We start from the raw sequence: 18,794 nt of genomic DNA on the forward strand, positions 1-18,794 counted from the left end.
GCGTCCTACGACACCGGCTGTGACGCCCACCAGGAGCCCATGAATGCCGCCTACCTCGCCCATCGCCGTGGACCGACCCGGCGTCGCCGCCATGGGGTCCGACCGACAAGCGCCCATTGAACGCTACCAGGCCGTGCGGCGGCACAGCCTGGCCTTGTGCGAAGGCCTGGGTGCTGAAGACCTGTGCGTCCAGTCGATGCCGGATGCCAGCCCCGTCAAATGGCATCTTGCGCACGTGAGCTGGTTTTTTGAAGCCGTGGTGCTGCTGCCCCACCAGCCCGGCGCCAAAGCCTTTGACGAGCGCTATCTGCACCTGTTCAACAGCTACTACGAGGCGCTGGGGCCGCGCCACCCCCGGCCGCAGCGCGGCTTGCTGACCCGGCCGACCCTGGCCGAGGTGCTGGCCTACCGCCGACACGTTGACCAGGCCATGGTGGCCTTCATGCAAGCGTGTGACGCGAGCACCTGGGCACGGGCCTGGCCCCTGATCGAGCTGGGGCTGCACCACGAGCAGCAACACCAGGAGCTGATGCGGACCGACCTCTTGCACGCCTTCTCGTGCAACCCCCTGCTGCCGCCCTGGCTTCAAGGGGTGCCACCCAGCCCTGGCCAGGTGGCCGCAAGCGGGCCGGCCTGGCATCGCCTGGAAGAGGGCCTGGTCACCCTCGGGGCCGAGGGCGGTGGTTTTCATTTCGACAATGAAAGCCCGCGCCACCGCGTGTGGCTGCAGGGCTTTGAGATCGCAACCCGCCTGGTGAGTTGCGGGGATTTTCTGGCCTTCATCGAGGATGGCGGCTACCGGCGCCCGGGCCTGTGGCTGTCGGATGGCTGGGCCACCGTGCAGGCCCAGGGCTGGCAGCAGCCGCCATATTGGCTGGCACCCGGCGATGCCCGGGCCCAGGCCGCCCACTGGCAGGTGTTCGGTTTGCACGGTGTGCAGGCGCTGGACTTGCACGCCCCCGTCAGCCAGCTGAGCTTTTATGAGGCCGCGGCCTATGCCGAGTGGGCCGGGGCCCGGCTGCCCACTGAATTCGAATGGGAGGCGGCCAGCGCATCGGCCGCCTGCCACGATCTGCACGGCCAGGTCTGGCAGTGGACGCGCTCGGCCTACCATCCCTACCCCGGCTTCAAGCCCCTGGGTGGTGCGGTGGGCGAGTACAACGGCAAATTCATGGTGGGCCAACTGGTGCTGCGCGGAAGCAGCCTGGCCACCCCGGCAGGCCATGCCCGCCACACCTATCGCAACTTCTTTCCGCCTGCGGCACGCTGGCAATTCAGCGGCCTCAGGCTGGCGCGCGACCTGCCAGGCGCTTCAGAGGGGCCGGCAGCATGAGGGTGCTCACGCCTGCCCCACCGGCCCCCTTGCCTTCATCCGAGGCCGGGGCCTTCGCCGCCGATCTGCACGCCGCACTGCGGGGCACGCCCCGGCAGATCTCGCCCAAGTACTTTTACGACACCGCCGGTTCGGCGCTGTTCGACGCCATCTGCGAGCTGCCCGAGTACTACCCCACCCGAACGGAACATCAGATCCTGCAGGCCTGCGGGCGCGACATGGCCGCGCACATCGGCACATCGGTCGAACTGATCGAGTTTGGGGCCGGCTCCTGCGTCAAGGTGCAGGCCTTGCTGGACCACCTGGGCCCAGACCTGCGCTATTGCCCCATCGACATCTCCGGCGAGCACCTCGCCCTGTCCACGGCCAGGCTGGCCCGCCGGTACCCAGGCATCGAGATCTGCCCGGTGGTGGCCGACTACACCGCCGCGCTGAGCCTGCCCGACGCAGGCTCGCGCCGGCGCGTGGGCTTTTTCCCGGGCTCGACACTGGGCAACTTCACACCTGACGAAGCCCTGCAGTTCTTGCGCCACGCGGCCCGGTTGCTGCGGGGCGGGGCCTTGTTGATCGGGGTCGACCTGATCAAGCACCCCGATCGCCTGCATGCGGCCTACAACGACCGCCAGGGCATCACGGCCGCCTTCAACAAGAACCTGCTGCAACGGGCCAACCAGGAGCTGGGCAGCAATTTCGAGCCGGACCAATTCGACCACAGCGCCTTCTACAACGCCCCCCTGCAACGCATCGAGATGCACCTGGTGAGCCGCCGCCCACAAACCATCGAGCTGCAGCAGCAGCGCTACACCTTTGAGCAAGGCCAGACCCTGCACACCGAGAATTCGTACAAATTCACCATCGACGGCCTGCGCCATCTGGCAGCCCAAGCGGGCTGGCAGGCGGGCACGGTCTGGACCGACCCTGAAGAGCTCTTCAGCCTGCATTGGCTGATCGCGCCCTGAAAGAGGGGCCCCTGGCCAGGCGGGTAGGCGCGCCGACAGCGCCCGCCTGCGTGAGGCGTCAAAGCGGGGCGGCCTGGCTGACGGGCCACTCCTGCCGCAGCGCCCTCCAGCCGGGGTCCGCATCCCAACGCAGCTGCCAGGCCAACAACTCAGCCGCCGGCATGGGCCGGGCGATGCCGAAGCCCTGGGCCATGCGGCAGCCCAGTTGGCGCAGGGCCTGGCCGTGGGCCACCGATTCGACGCCCTCGGCGATCACCTCGCGGCCGAAGGCTTCGGCCAGGCTGACCACGCCGCGCACGATGCTCAGGTCGTCGGGGTCGTCCAGCATGTCGCTGACAAAGCTGCTGTCGATCTTCAGCACCTCCACCGGCAGGTGCTTGAGGTAGGTGAGCGAGGAGTAGCCGGTGCCGAAGTCGTCCAGCGCAAAGCGCACGCCCAGCGCACGGCAGTCGCGGATGGCCTGCGAGGCCTGCTCGATGTCCTCCAGCGCGCTGGTCTCCAGGATCTCCAGCTCGACGTAGGTCGGGTCCACCTTCAGGTGCAGGTGCATCAGCCGCGCCAGCCGGTGCTTGAAATTGGCCTGCTGCAGCTGGCGTGCCCCGATGTTCACGCTCACGCTGATCTGCAGGCCGGCCGCATGCCATTCGCTGAGCTGGTGCAGCGCCTGGGCGATCACCCACTCCCCCAGGTCGATGGCCGTGATGTCGTTCTCGATCGCAGGCAGAAACGCGCCCGGCAACTGCAGCCCGGCCTGGGGGGATTGCCAGCGGATCAAGGCCTCCACCCCCACCAGGCGGCCCAGTTGCAGGTCCACCTTGGGCTGGTAATACAGCACGAATTCGCCCTTGTGCAGGGCGGCGCGGATCTGCGCCAGTTGCTCGCGGTGCGTCTTGACGGCCGAGTCCTGGATCACATCGAACAGGTGGTAGCGGTTCTTGCCGCCTTGCTTGGCGATGTACATGGCCTGGTCGGCATGGCGCATCAACTGGTCGGCGCTCACGTTGTCCTGCGGGTACAGGGTCAGACCGATGCTGACCGACACCTGCAGGCTCAGGCCCTTGATCTTCACGGGGGTGGAGGCCGCCTCCAGCAGGCGCAGCAGCACCGTCTCATGGGCCGAGACGGATTCCAGATCCACCAGGATCGCCACAAACTCGTCGCCGCCGATGCGCGACAAGGTATCGCCCTCGCGCAGGGTGGCCATCAGGCGGGCCGCCAGGGCCACCAGCAGTTCGTCCCCCACCGCATGACCGTGGGTGTCGTTCACGGTCTTGAAGCCATCCAGGTCCAGGTAGGCCACAGCCAGCGACTGGCCGCGGCGCTGGGTCTGGGCCATGGCCTGCTGCAGCCGGTCGGCCAGCAGGGTGCGGTTGGGCAGGTCGGTCAGGGCGTCGTAATGGGCGATGTGCTCCAGCTGCTTTTGCTGCTCCTTCATCGGTGTGATGTCGGTGAACAGGGCCACGTAGTTCTGCGTCACGCCCTCGGCGTTCTTGACGGCGCTGATGGTCAGCAACTCGGCAAACACCTCGCCGTTCTTGCGCCGGTTCCAGATCTCGCCGGCCCAGTAGCCGCTGTCGGTCAGACTGCGCCACATGGCCTGGTAATAGGCCCGGCTCTGGCGCCCCGATTGCAGCATGCGCGGATTCTTGCCCAGCACCTCGGCGCGCTCATAGCCCGTGATGCGCGAGAAGGCCGCGTTGACGTCGATGATGGTGCCTTGGGCATCGGTGATCGAGATCGCCTCACGCGCAAAGGTGAACACATTGGCCGCCAGGCGCTGACTCTCCTCGGCCTTGCGCCGCTCTTCGATCTCGCCGGCCAACTGCGCATTCGCCTGCTCCAGCTCTTGCGTGCGCAGGGCCACCTGGCGGCGCAGCCGCACCGGCTGCATCAGCAGGGTGTGGGTCAGAAGGGCCAGCAAGGCGGCCATCGAGACGCAGGCCAGCAGGCTCCAGGCGCTGTCTGCCGGGCTGCTCCAGCCCTGCACCGGCTCCACCGACAGCGTCCAGCTGCCAATGGGCACCTCCAGTGTGGTGTCCACCGGGGCCTCCAGCGCCGGCCCGGGCAGGCCGGCAATGATCTGGCGCTGCCGGGTGTCGGGGTGGATGCGCCACAGCTGGTAGCGGTAACCCTGCTCACCCAGGCGGTTCAACTGGCTGCTCTGCAGCAGATCAGGGATCAGCACCAGCGCCGTGGTGAAGCCCCAGAAACTCGGGGCACCGGCCTTGCCCGGCAGGTACACCGGCAGGCGCCCCACCACGGCCAGGCCACCTTGCACCAGCTCAAATGGGCCGGCCAGTGTCAGCTTGTGCGTGGCCAAGGCCAGGCGCGCCTCCTTGTTGCGGGCGTTGTCCTCCAGCAGGTTGTGGCCCATGGCCTTCTCGTTGCCCGCCAACGGCGAGATGGCAGCCACCACGCCCCCCGGGGCCAGTTGCAGGTTGCTGATGCCGCCGAAGGTCAGGATCAGCTGCCGGCACAGGGCGTCGAAATCATCCACCCGGCCGTTGCCCTGGGCCACCACCGCCGCCAGGGCATAGGTGGCCGACAGCGAACGCCCCAGGCGCTCTTCGATGGCATGGGCCGAGGCGTGGGCCAGGTTCTTGGCCACGGATCTGGACTCGAGCAGGTGGTTCTTCTCGACCTGGCCGCGCAGCAGGCCCCCCACCACCAGCGTGGCGCAGAACACCAGGGCTGCGAGCAGCCAGACATGCAGGTTCCCGTTGCGTTTCACCTTGGGGTTCGCCTTGCGCTTGTTGCGTTGCGGGGGTCGATCACCGGGCGTGGGCGGCCGGATTCGGGCGTTCTCAGACCAGGCTGTCTTGCGGCGGCATCGCGCCGGGGCAGCCCGGGCGCCAAGCCGCGCGCCGCAGATTGTAGGAGGCCAAGCCGCGCAGCAGGCCCCCCATGACGCATTCCTTGACGCCCCTCAAAGTCGGGGCTTGTTGCAGGGGCCGATCGCCATCAAGCCTTCAGGGCGGCACGCGGATCGCGCAGCCCGCTGGCCCCGGCCGCCAACAGGCTCAGCAAGGCGGCGGCGGCACAGATCAGCGTGGTCGGGTGCTGCTGCGGCAACAGGCCGAAGGCCAAGGCCACCCCCACGGCCCCAGCCGACTGCCCCAAAAGGCGCCCCATCGATTGCAGGCCGGCCGCCCCGCCGCTGCGCTCGCGCGGGGCACTGCTCACGATCACCCGGTTGTTGGGCGACTGGAACAGGCCAAAGCCCAGCCCGCACAGGCCCATGCGCCAGGCGATGTCCAGCGCCGAGGCCGCCTCGCTCAACAGCGCCAGCGAGCCCAGGCCGGCCGCAAACAGCACCAGCCCCACACTGCTGATCTTCTCGGGGCGCAAACGGTCCGACAGCCTGCCGGCCACCGGCGCCACCAGGGCGGTCATCAAGGGCCAGGGGGTCATCAGCAAACCGGTCTGCACGGGCGAGCGGCCCAGCGTCTGCTCAAAGTAGAAGGGCAGGGCCACCATGGCCATGGCCTGGGCCGAAAACGAGCAGATCGAGGTCACCAGTGACAGGGCGAACACCGGCATGCGCAGCAGATCGACCGGCAGCATGGGCACAGCCAGCCGGCGCTCGCGCGCCACAAACACCACGCCCACGGCCAGCCCGGCCGCCAGCATGGCGGCGCCCTGGGCAGCACCGCCGGGCCGGCTGAAAGCATCCAGCCCCGAGATCACCAGCCCGAAGGTCAGCGCGTTCAACACCGCACTCAACACGTCAAACCGGTGCCCCGACGCCGGCGTGAGCGGCAAGGTGCGCGCTGCCACCGCCAAGGCCAACAGGCCCAGCGGCAGGTTCACCAAAAACAGCCACTGCCAGTGCGCCAGCGCCAGGATGGCCGAGGCAATGCCCGGCCCCGCCACCGACGAGGCCGCCACCACCAGCGAGGTGTAGCCCACCCCCACGCCCAGCTGATCGCGCGGAAAGATGAAACGCACCAGGGCGATGTTCACGCTCATGATGCCCGCGGCCCCCAGCCCCTGCAGCACGCGGGCCGCGGTCAGAACATCCAGGCTCTGCGCCTGGGCACAGGCCAGCGAGGCCAGGGTGAACACCGCCAGCCCGGCCATGTACACCCGCTTGTAGCCCAGGATGTCGCCCAGCGTGGCCAGGGGCAGCAGCGACACCGTGATGGCCAGCTGGTAGGCGTTCACCACCCAGATCGACTGCGCCGCCGACACCTGCAGATCGGCACCGATGGCGGGCAGGGCCACGTTGACGATGGCCCCATCCAGCACCGAGATGCACATGGCCAGCGCAATGGCCGCAAAAGCCAGCATTCGTTGGGGGTGGGGCAAACCGTCTGTCATCGTGGGGCGTTCAAAAAGGGCTTCACCCGGGCCGCCGCTGGGCGGGCGCCGGGTGCGAATCAGGAGGAGGGACTGCAGGCAGCCAAGGCAGCCCGACCCAAAGCTTACGCCCGCACAGCCGGGCTCACCCGTCTTGAATGGGTAAGCCTGCGTTACCGCGCTGGCAGGTCAAGCCAGGCCAACAAGGGCGCCATCCTCGGCAGAAGGGTCGCCCGCTGAAACACCCCGTCACAAGCTGGTCACCAAGCCAACCCACACTGCCGGTTTATTTGCCGGAGTCGCCTGCCATGAACACTGCCACCGCCACGGCCCACCCTGCCGGGCCGCCCCACGCTGGGCCATCCAAGCCCCACCTGAACAGCAAACCGGGCCCCGTCACCCTGATCGTGTTTGTCGGCCTGATGGCCGCAGGCCTGTTCTTCACCGCCTACAGCCTGTTCGCCGACGTGAACGAGGCCGGCGCCATGGCGCCCACCCTGCTGCCCTACCTGCTGCTGGGCGTGGCCTTGCTGATCGCGCTGGGCTTTGAGTTCGTGAACGGCTTTCACGACACCGCCAACGCGGTGGCCACTGTCATCTACACCCACTCGCTGCCGCCCAACTTTGCGGTGGTCTGGTCGGGCCTGTTCAACTTTCTGGGCGTGCTGACCTCCAGCGGCGCGGTGGCCTTCGGCATCATCTCGCTGCTGCCGGTCGAGCTGATCCTGCAGGTGGGCTCCAGCGCCGGCTTCACCATGGTCTTTGCGCTGCTGATCGCCGCCATCCTGTGGAACCTGGGCACCTGGTGGCTGGGCCTGCCGGCCTCGTCCTCGCACACCCTGATCGGCTCGATCATCGGCGTGGGCGTGGCCAACGCCCTCATGCATGGCCGCGACGGCACCAGCGGCGTGGACTGGGCCCAGGCCACCAAGGTGGGCTACTCGCTGCTGCTGTCGCCCCTGGTGGGCTTTGGCTGCGCCGCCCTGCTGCTGCTGGCCCTGCGCGCCTTCGTCAAGAACCGCGCCCTGTACGAAGAACCCAAGGGCCACAAGCCGCCCCCGTTCTGGATCCGTGCCCTGCTGGTGCTGACCTGCACCGGCGTGTCGTTTGCCCACGGCTCCAACGACGGCCAAAAAGGCATGGGCCTGATCATGCTGATCCTGGTGGGCACCGTGCCCATGGCCTACGCTCTGAACCGCGCCATGCCCATCGACAACGTGACCCAGTTCGTGGCCGTGGCCCATGTCACGCAAGAGTCGCTGCTCAAGGGCCAGCCGGCCATGCCGGTCGACAAGGCCCGCGAAGCTCTGTCCACCTATGTGCGCACCAAGGCCCTCGCCGCCGACACCCTGCCCGCCATAGGCGCGCTGACGGCCTCGGTGGGTGAGCAGGTCAAGTCGCACGGCTCGCTGGCCAAGGTGCCGATGGAGCAGGTCTCCAATGTGCGCAACGACATGTACCTGCTGTCTGAAGCCCTGCGCTTTGTCGAAAAAGACCCCGGCGCCCGTTTTGACGACGACACCCGCGCCAGCGTGGGCGTGTTCAAGAAGGAAATCGACCAGGCCACCAAGTTCATCCCGCTGTGGGTGAAGGTGGCCGTGGCCATCGCACTGGGCCTGGGCACCATGGTGGGCTGGAAGCGCATCGTGGTCACCGTGGGCGAGAAGATCGGCAAGACCCACCTCACCTACGCCCAGGGCGCCTCGGCCGAAGTGGTGGCCATGCTCACCATCGGCGCGGCCGACATGTACGGCCTGCCCGTCTCCACCACCCATGTGCTCTCTTCCGGCGTGGCCGGCACCATGGCCGCCAGCCGCTCGGGCCTGCAGATGGCCACCCTGCGCAACCTGGCCATGGCCTGGGTGCTCACCCTGCCGGCCGCCATGCTGCTGTCGGGCTCGCTGTACTGGGTGTTCACGCACGTGTTCTGAGCCGCGCTGACAACAGAAACAAGGCCAGGCCCGATCCTCGGGCCTGGACCCCGGCCCCTGTGATCCCAGCGGGGGCCTCTGTGTGCACAGCCTCTTGACGTGGCCTCTGTGGCGCCTCGCCAACCCCACGGCACAATCAGGCCTTCACGCCTTTCAGCCGCCACGCCCCACCCCATGCACGCATCGTTCTGGCACCAGAAATGGGCCCAAAAAGAGATCGGTTTCCACCAGAGCGCGGTGCACCCGCTGCTGGCCGCGCACTGGCCGCGCCTGCGGCTTGAGTTCGGGCTGGCAGAAGGCAGCCGGGTGCTGGTGCCCTTGTGCGGCAAGACGCTGGACATCCATTGGCTGCTGGCCCAGGGCCACCGGGTGGTGGGGGCCGAGCTGAGCGAGCAGGCGGTGATCGAGCTGTTTGCAGAACTCGGCCTGACCCCTGCCATCCGCCCCCAAGGGGCGTTGCGGCTGTACAGCGCGGCAGGGCTGGATGTCTTCGTGGGTGATTTCTTTGCCCTCACGCCCGAGGCCATGGGCACGGTAGGCCCGGTGGACGCGGTGTACGACCGCGCTGCCCTGGTGGCCCTGCCCGAGGCCATGCGGCGCGACTATGCGGCGCAGCTGCTGGCCCTGTCCGCCCAGGCACCCCAACTGCTGATCTGCTTCGAGTACGAGCAAAGCCTGCTGGCCGGCCCGCCCTTTGCCGTGCACGAGGCCGAACTGCGCCAGCTCTATGGCGCCACCCTGAACCTGGAGCTGCTGCAACGCACCGAGGTGCCCGGCGGCCTCAAGGGCCGGGTGCCGGCGGCCGATGTGGCGTGGCGGCTGGGCCGGCGCTGAAGTTACAAGCCCATCGACGCCCGCTGCCCCATGGCGGCGCGCCAGCGCAGCAGGTGCGGGTGCTGCTCGCCAGGCTTTTGCTTGATGACGCGGGCAAAGTCCACCGCCACCACGGCGGTGATGTCGGCCAGGCTGAAGCGCTCGGTGGCGATGAACTCGCGGCCGTCCAGGCGCTGGTTCAGGTCGGCCAGAAACTGTTGCAGCCGGGCGATGCCACGCTCGGCCAGGGCGGGGATCTGTGGGTAGTTGACCGGGCCGGGCAGGGCCCGGTTGGCCATGGCGGGTGAGCTGTTGCGCAGCGCCTCGGCAATGGCCAGCAGGCCCTCGAACTCGGCACGCCAGTGCCAGTGCGCCACCTCGGCCTTTTCAAGCGCGGTGATGCCCTGCAGGGGCGGCTCGGGGTAGCGGGCCTCCAGGTAGGCGGCGATGGCGGCGTTGTCGGTCAGCACCGGGCCTTCCTCGGTCACCAGGGCCGGCACGGTGCATTGCGGGTTGATGCGCCGGAAGGGCTCGCTGAAGTGCTCGCCCTGGCGCAGGTCGATGGGCACCGTGTCGTGGACCACGCCTTTTTCAGCCAGCAGGATGCGGGCCCGGCGCGGGCTGGGGGCGGTGGCGCAGTCGTACAGGGTGACGGTCATGGGGCGGCCTCAGGTCGGGGGGTTGAGCTTGTCTTCGGTGCGGGTGTCGAAGTCGCTGGCGTCGTGGCGCTCGCGCAGTTGCGCCTCGGGCTGGCCCACCGTGCGGTTGACGATGCGGCCGCGCTTCACGGCCGGGCGCTGGGCAATCAGGTCGGCCCAGCGGATCACGTGGGTGTACTCGTGCACCTGCAAAAACTCGCCGGCGCCATAGGTCTGGCCCTTGACCAGGGCCCCGTACCAGGGCCAGATCGCCATGTCGGCGATGGTGTAGTCGTCGCCGATCAGGTAGGTGTGCGTGGCCAGGTGGCGGTTCAGCACGTCGAGCTGGCGCTTCACCTCCATGGCATAGCGGTCGATCGCATACTCGATCTTGATCGGCGCATAGGCATAGAAATGGCCGAAGCCGCCCCCCAGAAACGGCGCGCTGCCCATCTGCCAGAACAACCACGACAGGCATTCGGCGCGCCGCGCGGGCTCGCTGACCGGGGGCAGGAAGGCGCCGAACTTCTCGGCCAGGTGCATCAGGATGGCGCCCGACTCGAACACCCGGATCGGCTCAGGCCCGCTGTGGTCCATCAGGGCCGGGATCTTGCTGTTGGGGTTCACCTCGACAAAGCCGCTGCCGAACTGCGCGCCCTCCTGGATGGGGATCAGCCAGGCGTCGTACTCGGCCCCCGCATGGCCCAGGGCCAGCAGCTCTTCGAGCAGCACCGTCACCTTCTGGCCGTTGGGCGTGCCCTGCGAGTACAGCTGAAGCGGGTGGCGCCCCACCGGCAAGGCCTTTTCGTGGGTGGGCCCGGCAATGGGGCGGTTGATGTTGGCAAAGCGCCCGCCGTTGGCGGTGTTCCAGGTCCAGATGGCCGGGGGGGTGTAAGCGGAAGAATCCGTCATGCCTGTCGCTCCAGAGAAAGGGGTGCGCACCGCCCGCGGGTGCGCCAGAATGGGTTGGCGGCAGTTTACGGCGATGCCAGATTTGTTGCAGATCACGGAATCGCCTGGGCGACCGTGCCAGGGTTTCCGTTTTGGCACGAAGATCGCTAAGCCCCGACGGAACCCATGGACACCCAACTCACCGACCCGACCATCAAGTCACCGGCAGGCAACAATTTACTGCCACAAAATCACCCAGGCATCGAACGCCCCCTGCCGCAGAACTTGGCCACCCATCCCCACACGCTCCCGCCTCGATGACCCAGCCCACACCACGCTCCAGCGGCGTCCTGCTGCACCTGACCTCGCTGCCCGGCCCGCACGGCAGCGGCGACCTGGGCCCCGATGCCCGCCATTTCATCGACTGGCTGCAGGCGGCCGGGCAGGGCTGGTGGCAGTTTTTGCCGCTCAATGGCGTGGGCCTGGGGCACTCCCCCTACATGAGCCCCTCGGCCTTTGCCGGCAATGTGCTGCTGATCGACCTGGCCGAACTGCAGCAACGCGGCTGGCTGCCACCCGAGGCCCTGGCCCAGCCCCCGGCGGGCGATGGCCGCTGGGTGGACTACGAGGCCGTGGCCCCCTGGCGCATGGATGCCCTGGCGCAGGCCCACGCCGGTTTTCTGGCCCAGGGCACGGCGGCTGAACACGCCGCGCTGGCCGGCTTCTGCACCCAGCACGCCCCCTGGCTGGGCAACTACACCTTGTTCATGGCGCTGTCCGAGCGCCAGCCCGGGCGCGACTGGATGGAATGGCCCACCCCGCTGGCCCGGCGCGAAGGCGCCGCCCTGGCCCAGGCGCGGGCCGAACTGGCCCCGCGCATCGCCTTCTGGGCCTTTTGCCAGTGGACCTTCTTTCGCCAGTGGCAGGCCCTGCGCGACTACGCCCACCAGCGGGGCGTGAAGCTGCTGGGCGATGTGCCCATCTTCATTGCCCAGCACAGCGCCGAGGTCTGGGCCCGGCCCGACCTGTTCGAACTGCGCCCCGATGGCCGCCCCGACGTGGTGGCCGGCGTGCCGCCCGATGGCTTCAGTGCCGAAGGCCAGCGCTGGGGCAACCCGCTGTACCGCTGGGGGGCCCACGCCGCCGAGGGCTACGCCTGGTGGACGGCCCGCATGCGCCTGACCCTGAGCCTGGTCGACCAGGTGCGCATCGACCATTTCCGGGGCTTCGAGAGCTACTGGGAGATCCCCGCCAGCGAGCCCACCGCCATCCATGGGCGCTGGGTGCCCGGGCCTGGTGCCGCCCTGTTCGAGGCCATGGGCAGTGCCCTGGGCCCGCTGCCGGTGATTGCGGAAGACCTGGGCGTGATCACCCCCGAGGTGACAGCCCTGCGCCGCCAACTGGGCCTGCCCGGCATGCGCGTGCTGCAGTTTGCCTGGGGCGAAGACCAGCAAGAGGCGCACCACCAGCCGCACCGCTTCGAGCCCGACACCGTGGCCTACCCCGGCACCCACGACAACGACACCTCGCTGGGCTGGTGGGCCAGCGCCCCCGAGCCCATTCGCCAACATGTGCGCGACTACCTGGCCTGCGACGGCAGCGACGTGGGCTGGAGCTTCATCCGTGCGGCCTGGGCCAGCGTGGCCGGCCTGGCCATCTGCCCGCTGCAGGATGTGCTGCGCCTGGACGGCAGCCACCGCATGAACCAGCCCGGCACGCCGCAGGGCAACTGGGCCTGGCGCTTTCGTTGGAGCGATGTGCAGCCCGAACACGCCGCCCTGCTGCGCCGGCTGACCCAGCTCTACGAACGCCTGCCGCCCGCCTGAGCCCAGCCGCTTCCAGCCCTTTTTTCTGCCCCCCAACGAGACAAGCCGACATGCTGAACCAAGAAGAACTGGCGCAACTGATGGAGGCGCGCCACCCCGACGCCTTCAGCGTGCTGGGCCTGCGCCAGCGCGGGCCCGACTGGTGGCTGCACGCCCTGCTGCCGGGGGCCAGCGCGGTCACCCTGCTGGCCCAGCCCGGGGGCCAGGCCCAGGCCCTCGCTCCGCTGCAATGCCTGGGCGACAGCGGCGACAGCGGGGTTTGGGCCATCGACCTGGGCCCCGACACCCCGCCCAGCGATTACCGGCTGCAGGTGCGCTGGCCCGGCCCGGCCGGCGAGCCCGCGATCGAACAGATGCTGGACGACCCCTACCGCTTCGGCCTGCTGCTGGGCGAGCTGGACCTGTGGCTGCTGGCCGAGGGCCGCCACCTGCGCCCCTGGGAATGCCTGGGCGCCCACCCGATCACCGTGGACGGCGTGGCGGGCACCCGCTTTGCCGTGTGGGCGCCGAACGCGCGCCATGTCTCGGTGGTAGGCGACTTCAACCACTGGGATGGCCGCCGCCACCCCATGCGCCTGCGCCGCGAGGCCGGCCTGTGGGAGATCTTCCTGCCCGGCGTGGCCGCTGGCGCGCTGTACAAGTTCGAGGTGCTGGGCGCCGATGGCAGCCGCCTGCAAAAGGCCGACCCCTTTGCCCTGCGCGCCGAGCTGCGCCCCGCCACGGCCAGCGTGGTGCAGGGCCTGCCGGCGCACCGGCCCATGGCCCCTGAGCGGGCCCGGGCCAACCAGTTCGACCAGCCCATCAGCATCTATGAGGTGCACCTGGGCTCGTGGCGCAAGAAGGACGGCTGGCGCTGGCTCAGCTACCGCGAACTGGCCGACACCCTGGTGCCCTATGCCCGCGACCTGGGCTTCACCCACCTGGAGCTGCTGCCCGTCAGCGAGCACCCCTTCGATGGCTCCTGGGGTTACCAGCCCATCGGCCTGTTTGCCCCCACCTCGCGCTTTGGCAGCCCCGAAGACTTCCAGTACTTCGTTGACGCGGCCCACGCCGCCGGCCTGGGCGTGATCCTCGATTGGGTGCCGGCGCACTTTCCGTCGGATGCGCATGGCCTAGCCCGCTTTGACGGCACCCACCTGTACGAATACGCCGACCCGCGCGAAGGCTTTCACCAGGACTGGAACACCCTGATCTACAACTTCGGCCGCCTGGAGGTGCGCAACTTCCTGGTGGGCAATGCGCTGTACTGGCTGGAACGCTTCGGCATCGACGGGCTGCGGGTGGATGCCGTGGCCTCCATGCTGTACCGCGACTACAGCCGCCCCGCCGGCCAGTGGCTGCCCAACCGCCACGGCGGGCGGGAGAACCTTGAAGCCATCGAATTTTTGCGCTGGATGAACCACACCGTGGGCGTGCAGCGCCCCGGTGCCATCACCCTGGCCGAAGAGTCCACCGCCTTCCCCGGCGTGAGCCGCCCGCCCAGCGCCGACCTGCAAGGCGGCGGCCTGGGCTTTCACTACAAGTGGAACATGGGCTGGATGCACGACACCCTGCACTACCTGCAGCACAACCCGGTGCACCGCCGCCATCACCAGGGCCAGATCACCTTCAGCATGGTCTACGCCTTTGACGAGAACTTCGTGCTGCCGCTGTCGCACGACGAGGTGGTGCACGGCAAGGGCTCGCTGCTGGCCAAGATGCCGGGCGACCGCTGGCAGCAACTGGCCAACCTGCGCGCTTGCTATGGCTACATGTGGACCCACCCAGGCAAGAAGCTGCTGTTCATGGGCTGCGAATTCGCCCAGGGCCATGAGTGGCAGCACGAGCAAAGCCTGGACTGGAGCCTGCTGGAGCAGCCCGGCCACGCCGGCATGCAACGCCTGGTGCGCGACCTCAACCTGAGCTACCGCGCCCACCCCGAGCTGCACGAGCTGGACCACGACCCGGCCGGCTTCGAATGGCTCTCGCACGAAGACGCCAGCCAGTCGGTGATCGCCTTCGTGCGCCGCTCGCGCAGCGGCGCCCCGCTGGTGGTGGTGTGCAACTTCACGCCGGTGCCGCGCCTGGCTTACCGCATGGGCATGCCTCAGGCAGGCGCCTGGCGCGTGCTGATCAACACCGACCAGGGCCTGTACGGCGGCAGCGACCACCCGGTGGACCCGGGCCCGGTCGAGGCCGTGCCCATGCACCACCGGGCCCAGTCCATCACCCTGAACCTGCCCCCGCTGGCCTGCATCGTGCTAGCGCCGAGCGCATGAACTTCGCCCAACTCTCACCCGTCGCTCCCCACGCCGCACCGGCCGAGCTGGGCGCCAGCCGGGTGCCCGGCGGGGTGCACTTCGCGCTGGCCGCACCCGAGGCCACGGCCGTCGAGCTGTGCCTGTACGACCCCGAGGGCCGGCACGAGACGGCCCGCCTGGCCCTGAGCGCCGACACCCGCGATGCCACCGGGGGCGTGTGGCATGGCCTGCTGCCCTGCCGCGACGATGAAGCCATCGGCCTGGTCTATGGCTGGCGCGTGCACGGCCCATGGGCGCCCGAGCAGGGGCTGCGCTTCAACCCGGCCAAGCTGCTGCTCGACCCCTGGGCGCGCGAGGTGCTGGGCCGCTACGACGGCAGCGCGCTGCACCAGGGTGACGAGCGCGTGGACGGCCTACCCACCGGTAGGCCTTGCCCGCTGGACAACGGCGCCAGCGCCCTCAAGGCCCGCGTGGTGGCCGACCTGCCCCCGCTGCAACAGCCCCGGCCCCGGATCGACCCGGCCCGGCGCGTGATCTACGAGCTGCACGTGAAGGGCTTCAGCGCCCTCAACCCGGCCCTGCCGCCCGCCCTGCGCGGCAGCTATGCTGGCCTGGCCCACCCGGCCAGCATCGCCCACCTGCAGGCCCTGGGCATCACCACCGTGAGCCTGATGCCGGTGGCCTTCCGGGCCGACGAGGCGCGCCTGCAGGCCCTGGGCCTGAGCAACCACTGGGGCTACAGCACGGTGGGCTGGAGCGCGCCCGAGACCCGCTACTGGAGCGGCAGCCCCGGCAGCAGCCCGCGCACTGAGTTCCGTGCCATGGTCGAAGCCCTGCACGCCGCGGGCCTCGAGGTGGTGCTGGACGTGGTCTACAACCACAGCGCCGAGACCGATGAGCTGGGCCCCACGCTCTCGTTGCGCGGCATCGCCAACCGGCACTACTACCAACTGGAGCCCGACAACCCGGCCCGCTACGTCAACTGGACCGGCTGCGGCAACTGCCTGGACCTGAACCAGCCCCTGGCCCTGCGCCTGGTGATGGACAGCCTGCGCCGCTGGGTGGGCGAGTTCGGGGTGGACGGCTTCCGCTTCGACCTGGCGCCGGTGCTGGCGCGCGAGCCCATCCGCCAGCAAGGCCGCTTCAACCCGCAGGCGCCCCTGCTGGCCGCCATCGCCCAGGACCCGCTGCTGCGCCCGCGCCTGATGATTGCCGAGCCCTGGGACATCGGCCCCGGCGGCTACCAACTGGGCGCCTTCCCCAGCGGCTGGCTGGAATGGAACGACCGCTTCCGCGACGAGATGCGCGCCCAGTGGCTGCTGCACACCGGCACGCGCGGCGCGCTGGCGCACCGGCTGGCCGGCTCCAGTGCCGAATTGGGCCGGCGCCCGGCGCACAGCAGCGTCAACTTCATCACCGCGCACGACGGCTTCACGCTGCGCGACCTGGTCAGCTACCAGCACAAGCACAACGGAGCCAATGGCGAAGACAACCGCGACGGCCACAGCCACAACCTGAGCCTGAACAACGGCATCGAAGGCGACACCGACCAGCCCGAGGTGCTGCACCGCCGTGCCCTGCAGCGCCGCAGCCTGCTGGCCGCGCTGTGCGGCGCGCTGGGCACGCCCATGCTGCTGGCCGGTGACGAGCTGGGCCACAGCCAGCAGGGCAACAACAACGCCTACTGCCAGGACAACCCCATTTCCTGGCTCGACTGGCAGCAGGCCGACACCGGCCTGTGCGGCTTTGTGCAGCAGCTGCTGGCCTTGCGCCGTGAGCTGGGTCTGCTGCAAGCGACCGGCTGGTGGCGCCACGATGCGCAAGGCCCCGGCCCGCAGGCGCTGTGGTTCAGCCCCGCGGGCCAGCCCCTGGGCGATGCCGACTGGGCCCAGCCCGGCAGCGCGGGCCTGATGCTGCTGCTGCAGCCGCCACGCGACCGTGCGGCGCACGCCACAGCGGCCTTGATGCTGCTCAACCCCGGGCCGCAGGCCCTGGATTTCTGCCTGCCCGGCGCCGCACCCTGGCGGCTCGCGCTCGATACTGAGACCGACCGCCTCGACGCCGCCGGCACCCCGGCGCCAAGCCCGTACCCGCTGGCCGCGGGCAGCCTCGCGCTGCTGCTGGCCGACCCATCTTGATGCCCGCGTTTTCAGGAGACCCTGCCGCCATGCCATTGCTGATCACCCAAGCCACCCAACCCTACCCAGGCCAGCGCCCCGGCACCTCGGGCCTGCGCAAGAAGGTCAGCGTGTTCCAACAGCCCCGCTACCTGGACAACTTCGTGCAGGCCCTGTTCGACGTGCTGCCCGACGCCAGCGGCCAGACCCTGGTCGTGGGGGGCGACGGGCGCTACCACAACCGGGTGGCGATCCAGACCATCCTGCGCATGGCGGCGGCCAAGGGCTATGCGTGCGTGCTGGTGGGGCAGGGCGGCATCCTGTCCACCCCCGCGGTCAGCGCCCTGATCCGCCACCACGGGGCCAGCGGTGGCATCGTGCTGTCGGCCAGCCACAACCCGGGCGGGCCCGAGGGCGACTTCGGCATCAAATACAACATCGGCAATGGCGGCCCGGCCCCTGAAAGCGTGACTGAAGCCATCTACCGCCGCAGCCTCGAAGTGAACACCCTGCACAGCCTGGACAGCCCCGACCTGCCGCTGGACACCCTGGGCCGCCACACCCTGCACCACACCGAGGTCGAGGTGATCGACCCGGTGGCCAACTATGCCGAGCTGATGCGCGGGTTGTTTGACTTTGACGCCATTCGGGCCTTGTTCGCCAGTGGCTTCCGACTGCGCTACGACGCCATGAACGCCGTCGGCGGCCCCTACGCCAAGGCCCTGCTCGAAGGCGAGCTGGGCGCGCCCGCGGGCACGGTGGTCAATGCCGTGCCGCTGGAGGATTTCGGCGGGCTGCACCCCGACCCCAACCCCGTCAACGCCACCGACCTGGTGGAGCACATGGCCCGGCCTGATGCGCCCGACATGGGCGCCGCCTCGGACGGCGACGCCGACCGCAACATGATCCTGGGCCGGCACTTTGCGGTCTCGCCCTCGGACAGCCTGGCCGTGCTGGCCGCCCACGCCACCCGCGTGCCGGGCTATGCCCGCGGCCTGCAGGGCGTGGCGCGCTCCATGCCCACCTCGACCGCGGTCGACCGGGTGGCGCGCCGCCTGGGCATCCCGTGTTTCGAGACCCCCACCGGCTGGAAGTTTTTCGGCAACCTGCTCGATGCCGGCCGGGCCACCCTGTGCGGCGAAGAAAGCTACGGCACCGGCTCGGACCACGTGCGCGAAAAAGACGGCGTGTGGGCCGTGCTGTTCTGGCTCAACCTGATCGCGGCCACCGGCCAGTCGGTGCCCGAGCTGGTGCAGGCGCTGTGGCGCACCGATGGCCGCTGCTTCTACTCGCGCCACGACTACGAAGGCATTGCCAGCGAGCGCGCCGAAGCGCTGATGCAGGGCCTGCGCGAGCAGCTGCCCAGCCTGCCGGGCCGCGCACTGACAGAACTGCCCGGGCAGACCATCGCCCTGGCCGACGACTTCGCCTACACCGACCCGGTGGACGGCAGCGTCAGCCAGCGCCAGGGCGTGCGCATCGTGCTCAGCGATGGCTCGCGCCTGGTGTTCCGCCTCTCGGGCACCGGTACCGAAGGCGCCACCCTGCGCCTGTACCTGGAGCGGCACGAGGCCGATCCGGCCCGCCACGGGCTGGACGCCCAGCTCGCCCTGGCCCCCCTGATCGCCCTGGCCGAAACACTGGCCCGGGTGCGCCACTTCACCGGCATGGAGCAGCCCAGCGTGACCACCTGAGGCCGCCCAGCAAGACCCACCAAAGCACACCGACAAAGCAGCAAGGAGACCGA

Annotated in this window: 12 protein-coding genes; 8 read left to right on the forward strand and 4 right to left on the reverse strand. The window is 69.4% G+C overall.

The features are described 5' to 3' along the window. Positions 1-43: 43 nt before the first annotated feature. The gene (egtB, locus tag L880_RS0105545) at positions 44-1,333 is read left to right on the forward strand and encodes an ergothioneine biosynthesis protein EgtB (RefSeq protein ID WP_425389168.1); all 1,290 of its coding nucleotides are present in this window, start codon (positions 44-46) and stop codon (positions 1,331-1,333) included. Beyond that, positions 1,330-2,292, forward strand: a complete 963-nt coding sequence (gene egtD / locus L880_RS0105550; RefSeq protein ID WP_051443088.1) for an L-histidine N(alpha)-methyltransferase — start codon at positions 1,330-1,332, stop codon at positions 2,290-2,292. The genes egtB and egtD overlap by 4 nt, the downstream gene beginning before the upstream one ends. 58 nt (positions 2,293-2,350) lie before the next feature. On the opposite strand, the gene L880_RS34240 is transcribed toward egtD, so the two are convergent. Both L880_RS34240 and L880_RS0105565 read right to left on the reverse strand, forming a co-directional pair. Continuing rightward, complete coding sequence (locus L880_RS34240) at positions 2,351-5,023, reverse strand: bifunctional diguanylate cyclase/phosphodiesterase (protein WP_051443089.1); 2,673 nt, start codon at positions 5,021-5,023, stop codon at positions 2,351-2,353. Positions 5,024-5,253: 230 nt separating this feature from the next. Next, positions 5,254-6,612, reverse strand: a complete 1,359-nt coding sequence (locus L880_RS0105565; protein WP_027474832.1) for an MFS transporter — start codon at positions 6,610-6,612, stop codon at positions 5,254-5,256. Positions 6,613-6,899: 287 nt separating this feature from the next. Here L880_RS0105565 and L880_RS0105570 point away from each other — a divergent pair, with 287 nt between their 5' ends. Then, entirely contained in the window at positions 6,900-8,522 is a 1,623-nt protein-coding gene (locus L880_RS0105570; protein ID WP_027474833.1) for an inorganic phosphate transporter, read from the forward strand. Positions 8,523-8,696: 174 nt separating this feature from the next. Then, positions 8,697-9,356: a thiopurine S-methyltransferase gene (gene tmpT, locus L880_RS0105575; RefSeq protein ID WP_027474834.1), complete on the forward strand. Its 660-nt coding sequence runs from the start codon at positions 8,697-8,699 to the stop codon at positions 9,354-9,356. A gap of 2 nt (positions 9,357-9,358) precedes the next feature. On the opposite strand, the gene L880_RS0105580 is transcribed toward tmpT, so the two are convergent. Together L880_RS0105580 and yghU are read right to left on the reverse strand one after the other, a co-directional pair. Continuing rightward, entirely contained in the window at positions 9,359-9,994 is a 636-nt protein-coding gene (locus L880_RS0105580) for a glutathione S-transferase family protein (protein WP_027474835.1), read from the reverse strand. 9 nt (positions 9,995-10,003) lie between these two features. Next, positions 10,004-10,885 (reverse strand): glutathione-dependent disulfide-bond oxidoreductase, encoded by an 882-nt coding sequence (gene yghU / locus L880_RS0105585; RefSeq protein WP_027474836.1) that lies wholly within the window; start codon positions 10,883-10,885, stop codon positions 10,004-10,006. 296 nt (positions 10,886-11,181) lie between these two features. Here yghU and malQ point away from each other — a divergent pair, with 296 nt between their 5' ends. From malQ to L880_RS0105605, 4 genes are read left to right on the forward strand one after another with little or no spacing between them, the layout of a single operon-like run. After that, positions 11,182-12,690, forward strand: coding sequence for a 4-alpha-glucanotransferase (gene malQ, locus L880_RS0105590; protein WP_027474837.1), 1,509 nt, complete (start codon positions 11,182-11,184; stop codon positions 12,688-12,690). 50 nt (positions 12,691-12,740) lie between these two features. Further along, complete coding sequence (gene glgB, locus L880_RS0105595) at positions 12,741-14,948, forward strand: 1,4-alpha-glucan branching protein GlgB (protein WP_027474838.1); 2,208 nt, start codon at positions 12,741-12,743, stop codon at positions 14,946-14,948. Then, positions 14,945-17,068: a glycogen debranching protein GlgX gene (gene glgX / locus L880_RS0105600; RefSeq protein ID WP_027474839.1), complete on the forward strand. Its 2,124-nt coding sequence runs from the start codon at positions 14,945-14,947 to the stop codon at positions 17,066-17,068. Before glgB ends, glgX begins: the two co-directional genes overlap by 4 nt. 29 nt (positions 17,069-17,097) lie before the next feature. Then, the gene (locus tag L880_RS0105605) at positions 17,098-18,741 is read left to right on the forward strand and encodes an alpha-D-glucose phosphate-specific phosphoglucomutase (protein WP_027474840.1); all 1,644 of its coding nucleotides are present in this window, start codon (positions 17,098-17,100) and stop codon (positions 18,739-18,741) included. Positions 18,742-18,794: the final 53 nt, after the last annotated feature.

The sequence above is a fragment of the Curvibacter gracilis ATCC BAA-807 genome (assembly GCF_000518645.1).
In the GTDB taxonomy this organism is placed as follows: domain Bacteria; phylum Pseudomonadota; class Gammaproteobacteria; order Burkholderiales; family Burkholderiaceae_C; genus Curvibacter; species Curvibacter gracilis.

What these genes read in the sequence shown, in the direction of transcription:
- L880_RS0105580 (WP_027474835.1), bottom strand. Translation starts at nt 9,994, where the DNA reads ATGACCGTCACCCTGTACGACTGCGCCACCGCCCCCAGCCCGCGCCGG.
- L880_RS0105565 (WP_027474832.1), bottom strand. Translation starts at nt 6,612, where the DNA reads ATGACAGACGGTTTGCCCCACCCCCAACGAATGCTGGCTTTTGCGGCC.
- glgX (WP_027474839.1), top strand. Translation starts at nt 14,945, where the DNA reads ATGAACTTCGCCCAACTCTCACCCGTCGCTCCCCACGCCGCACCGGCC.
- L880_RS0105605 (WP_027474840.1), top strand. Translation starts at nt 17,098, where the DNA reads ATGCCATTGCTGATCACCCAAGCCACCCAACCCTACCCAGGCCAGCGC.
- L880_RS0105570 (WP_027474833.1), top strand. Translation starts at nt 6,900, where the DNA reads ATGAACACTGCCACCGCCACGGCCCACCCTGCCGGGCCGCCCCACGCT.
- malQ (WP_027474837.1), top strand. Translation starts at nt 11,182, where the DNA reads ATGACCCAGCCCACACCACGCTCCAGCGGCGTCCTGCTGCACCTGACC.
- glgB (WP_027474838.1), top strand. Translation starts at nt 12,741, where the DNA reads ATGCTGAACCAAGAAGAACTGGCGCAACTGATGGAGGCGCGCCACCCC.
- yghU (WP_027474836.1), bottom strand. Translation starts at nt 10,885, where the DNA reads ATGACGGATTCTTCCGCTTACACCCCCCCGGCCATCTGGACCTGGAAC.
- egtD (WP_051443088.1), top strand. Translation starts at nt 1,330, where the DNA reads ATGAGGGTGCTCACGCCTGCCCCACCGGCCCCCTTGCCTTCATCCGAG.
- tmpT (WP_027474834.1), top strand. Translation starts at nt 8,697, where the DNA reads ATGCACGCATCGTTCTGGCACCAGAAATGGGCCCAAAAAGAGATCGGT.
- egtB (WP_425389168.1), top strand. Translation starts at nt 44, where the DNA reads ATGCCGCCTACCTCGCCCATCGCCGTGGACCGACCCGGCGTCGCCGCC.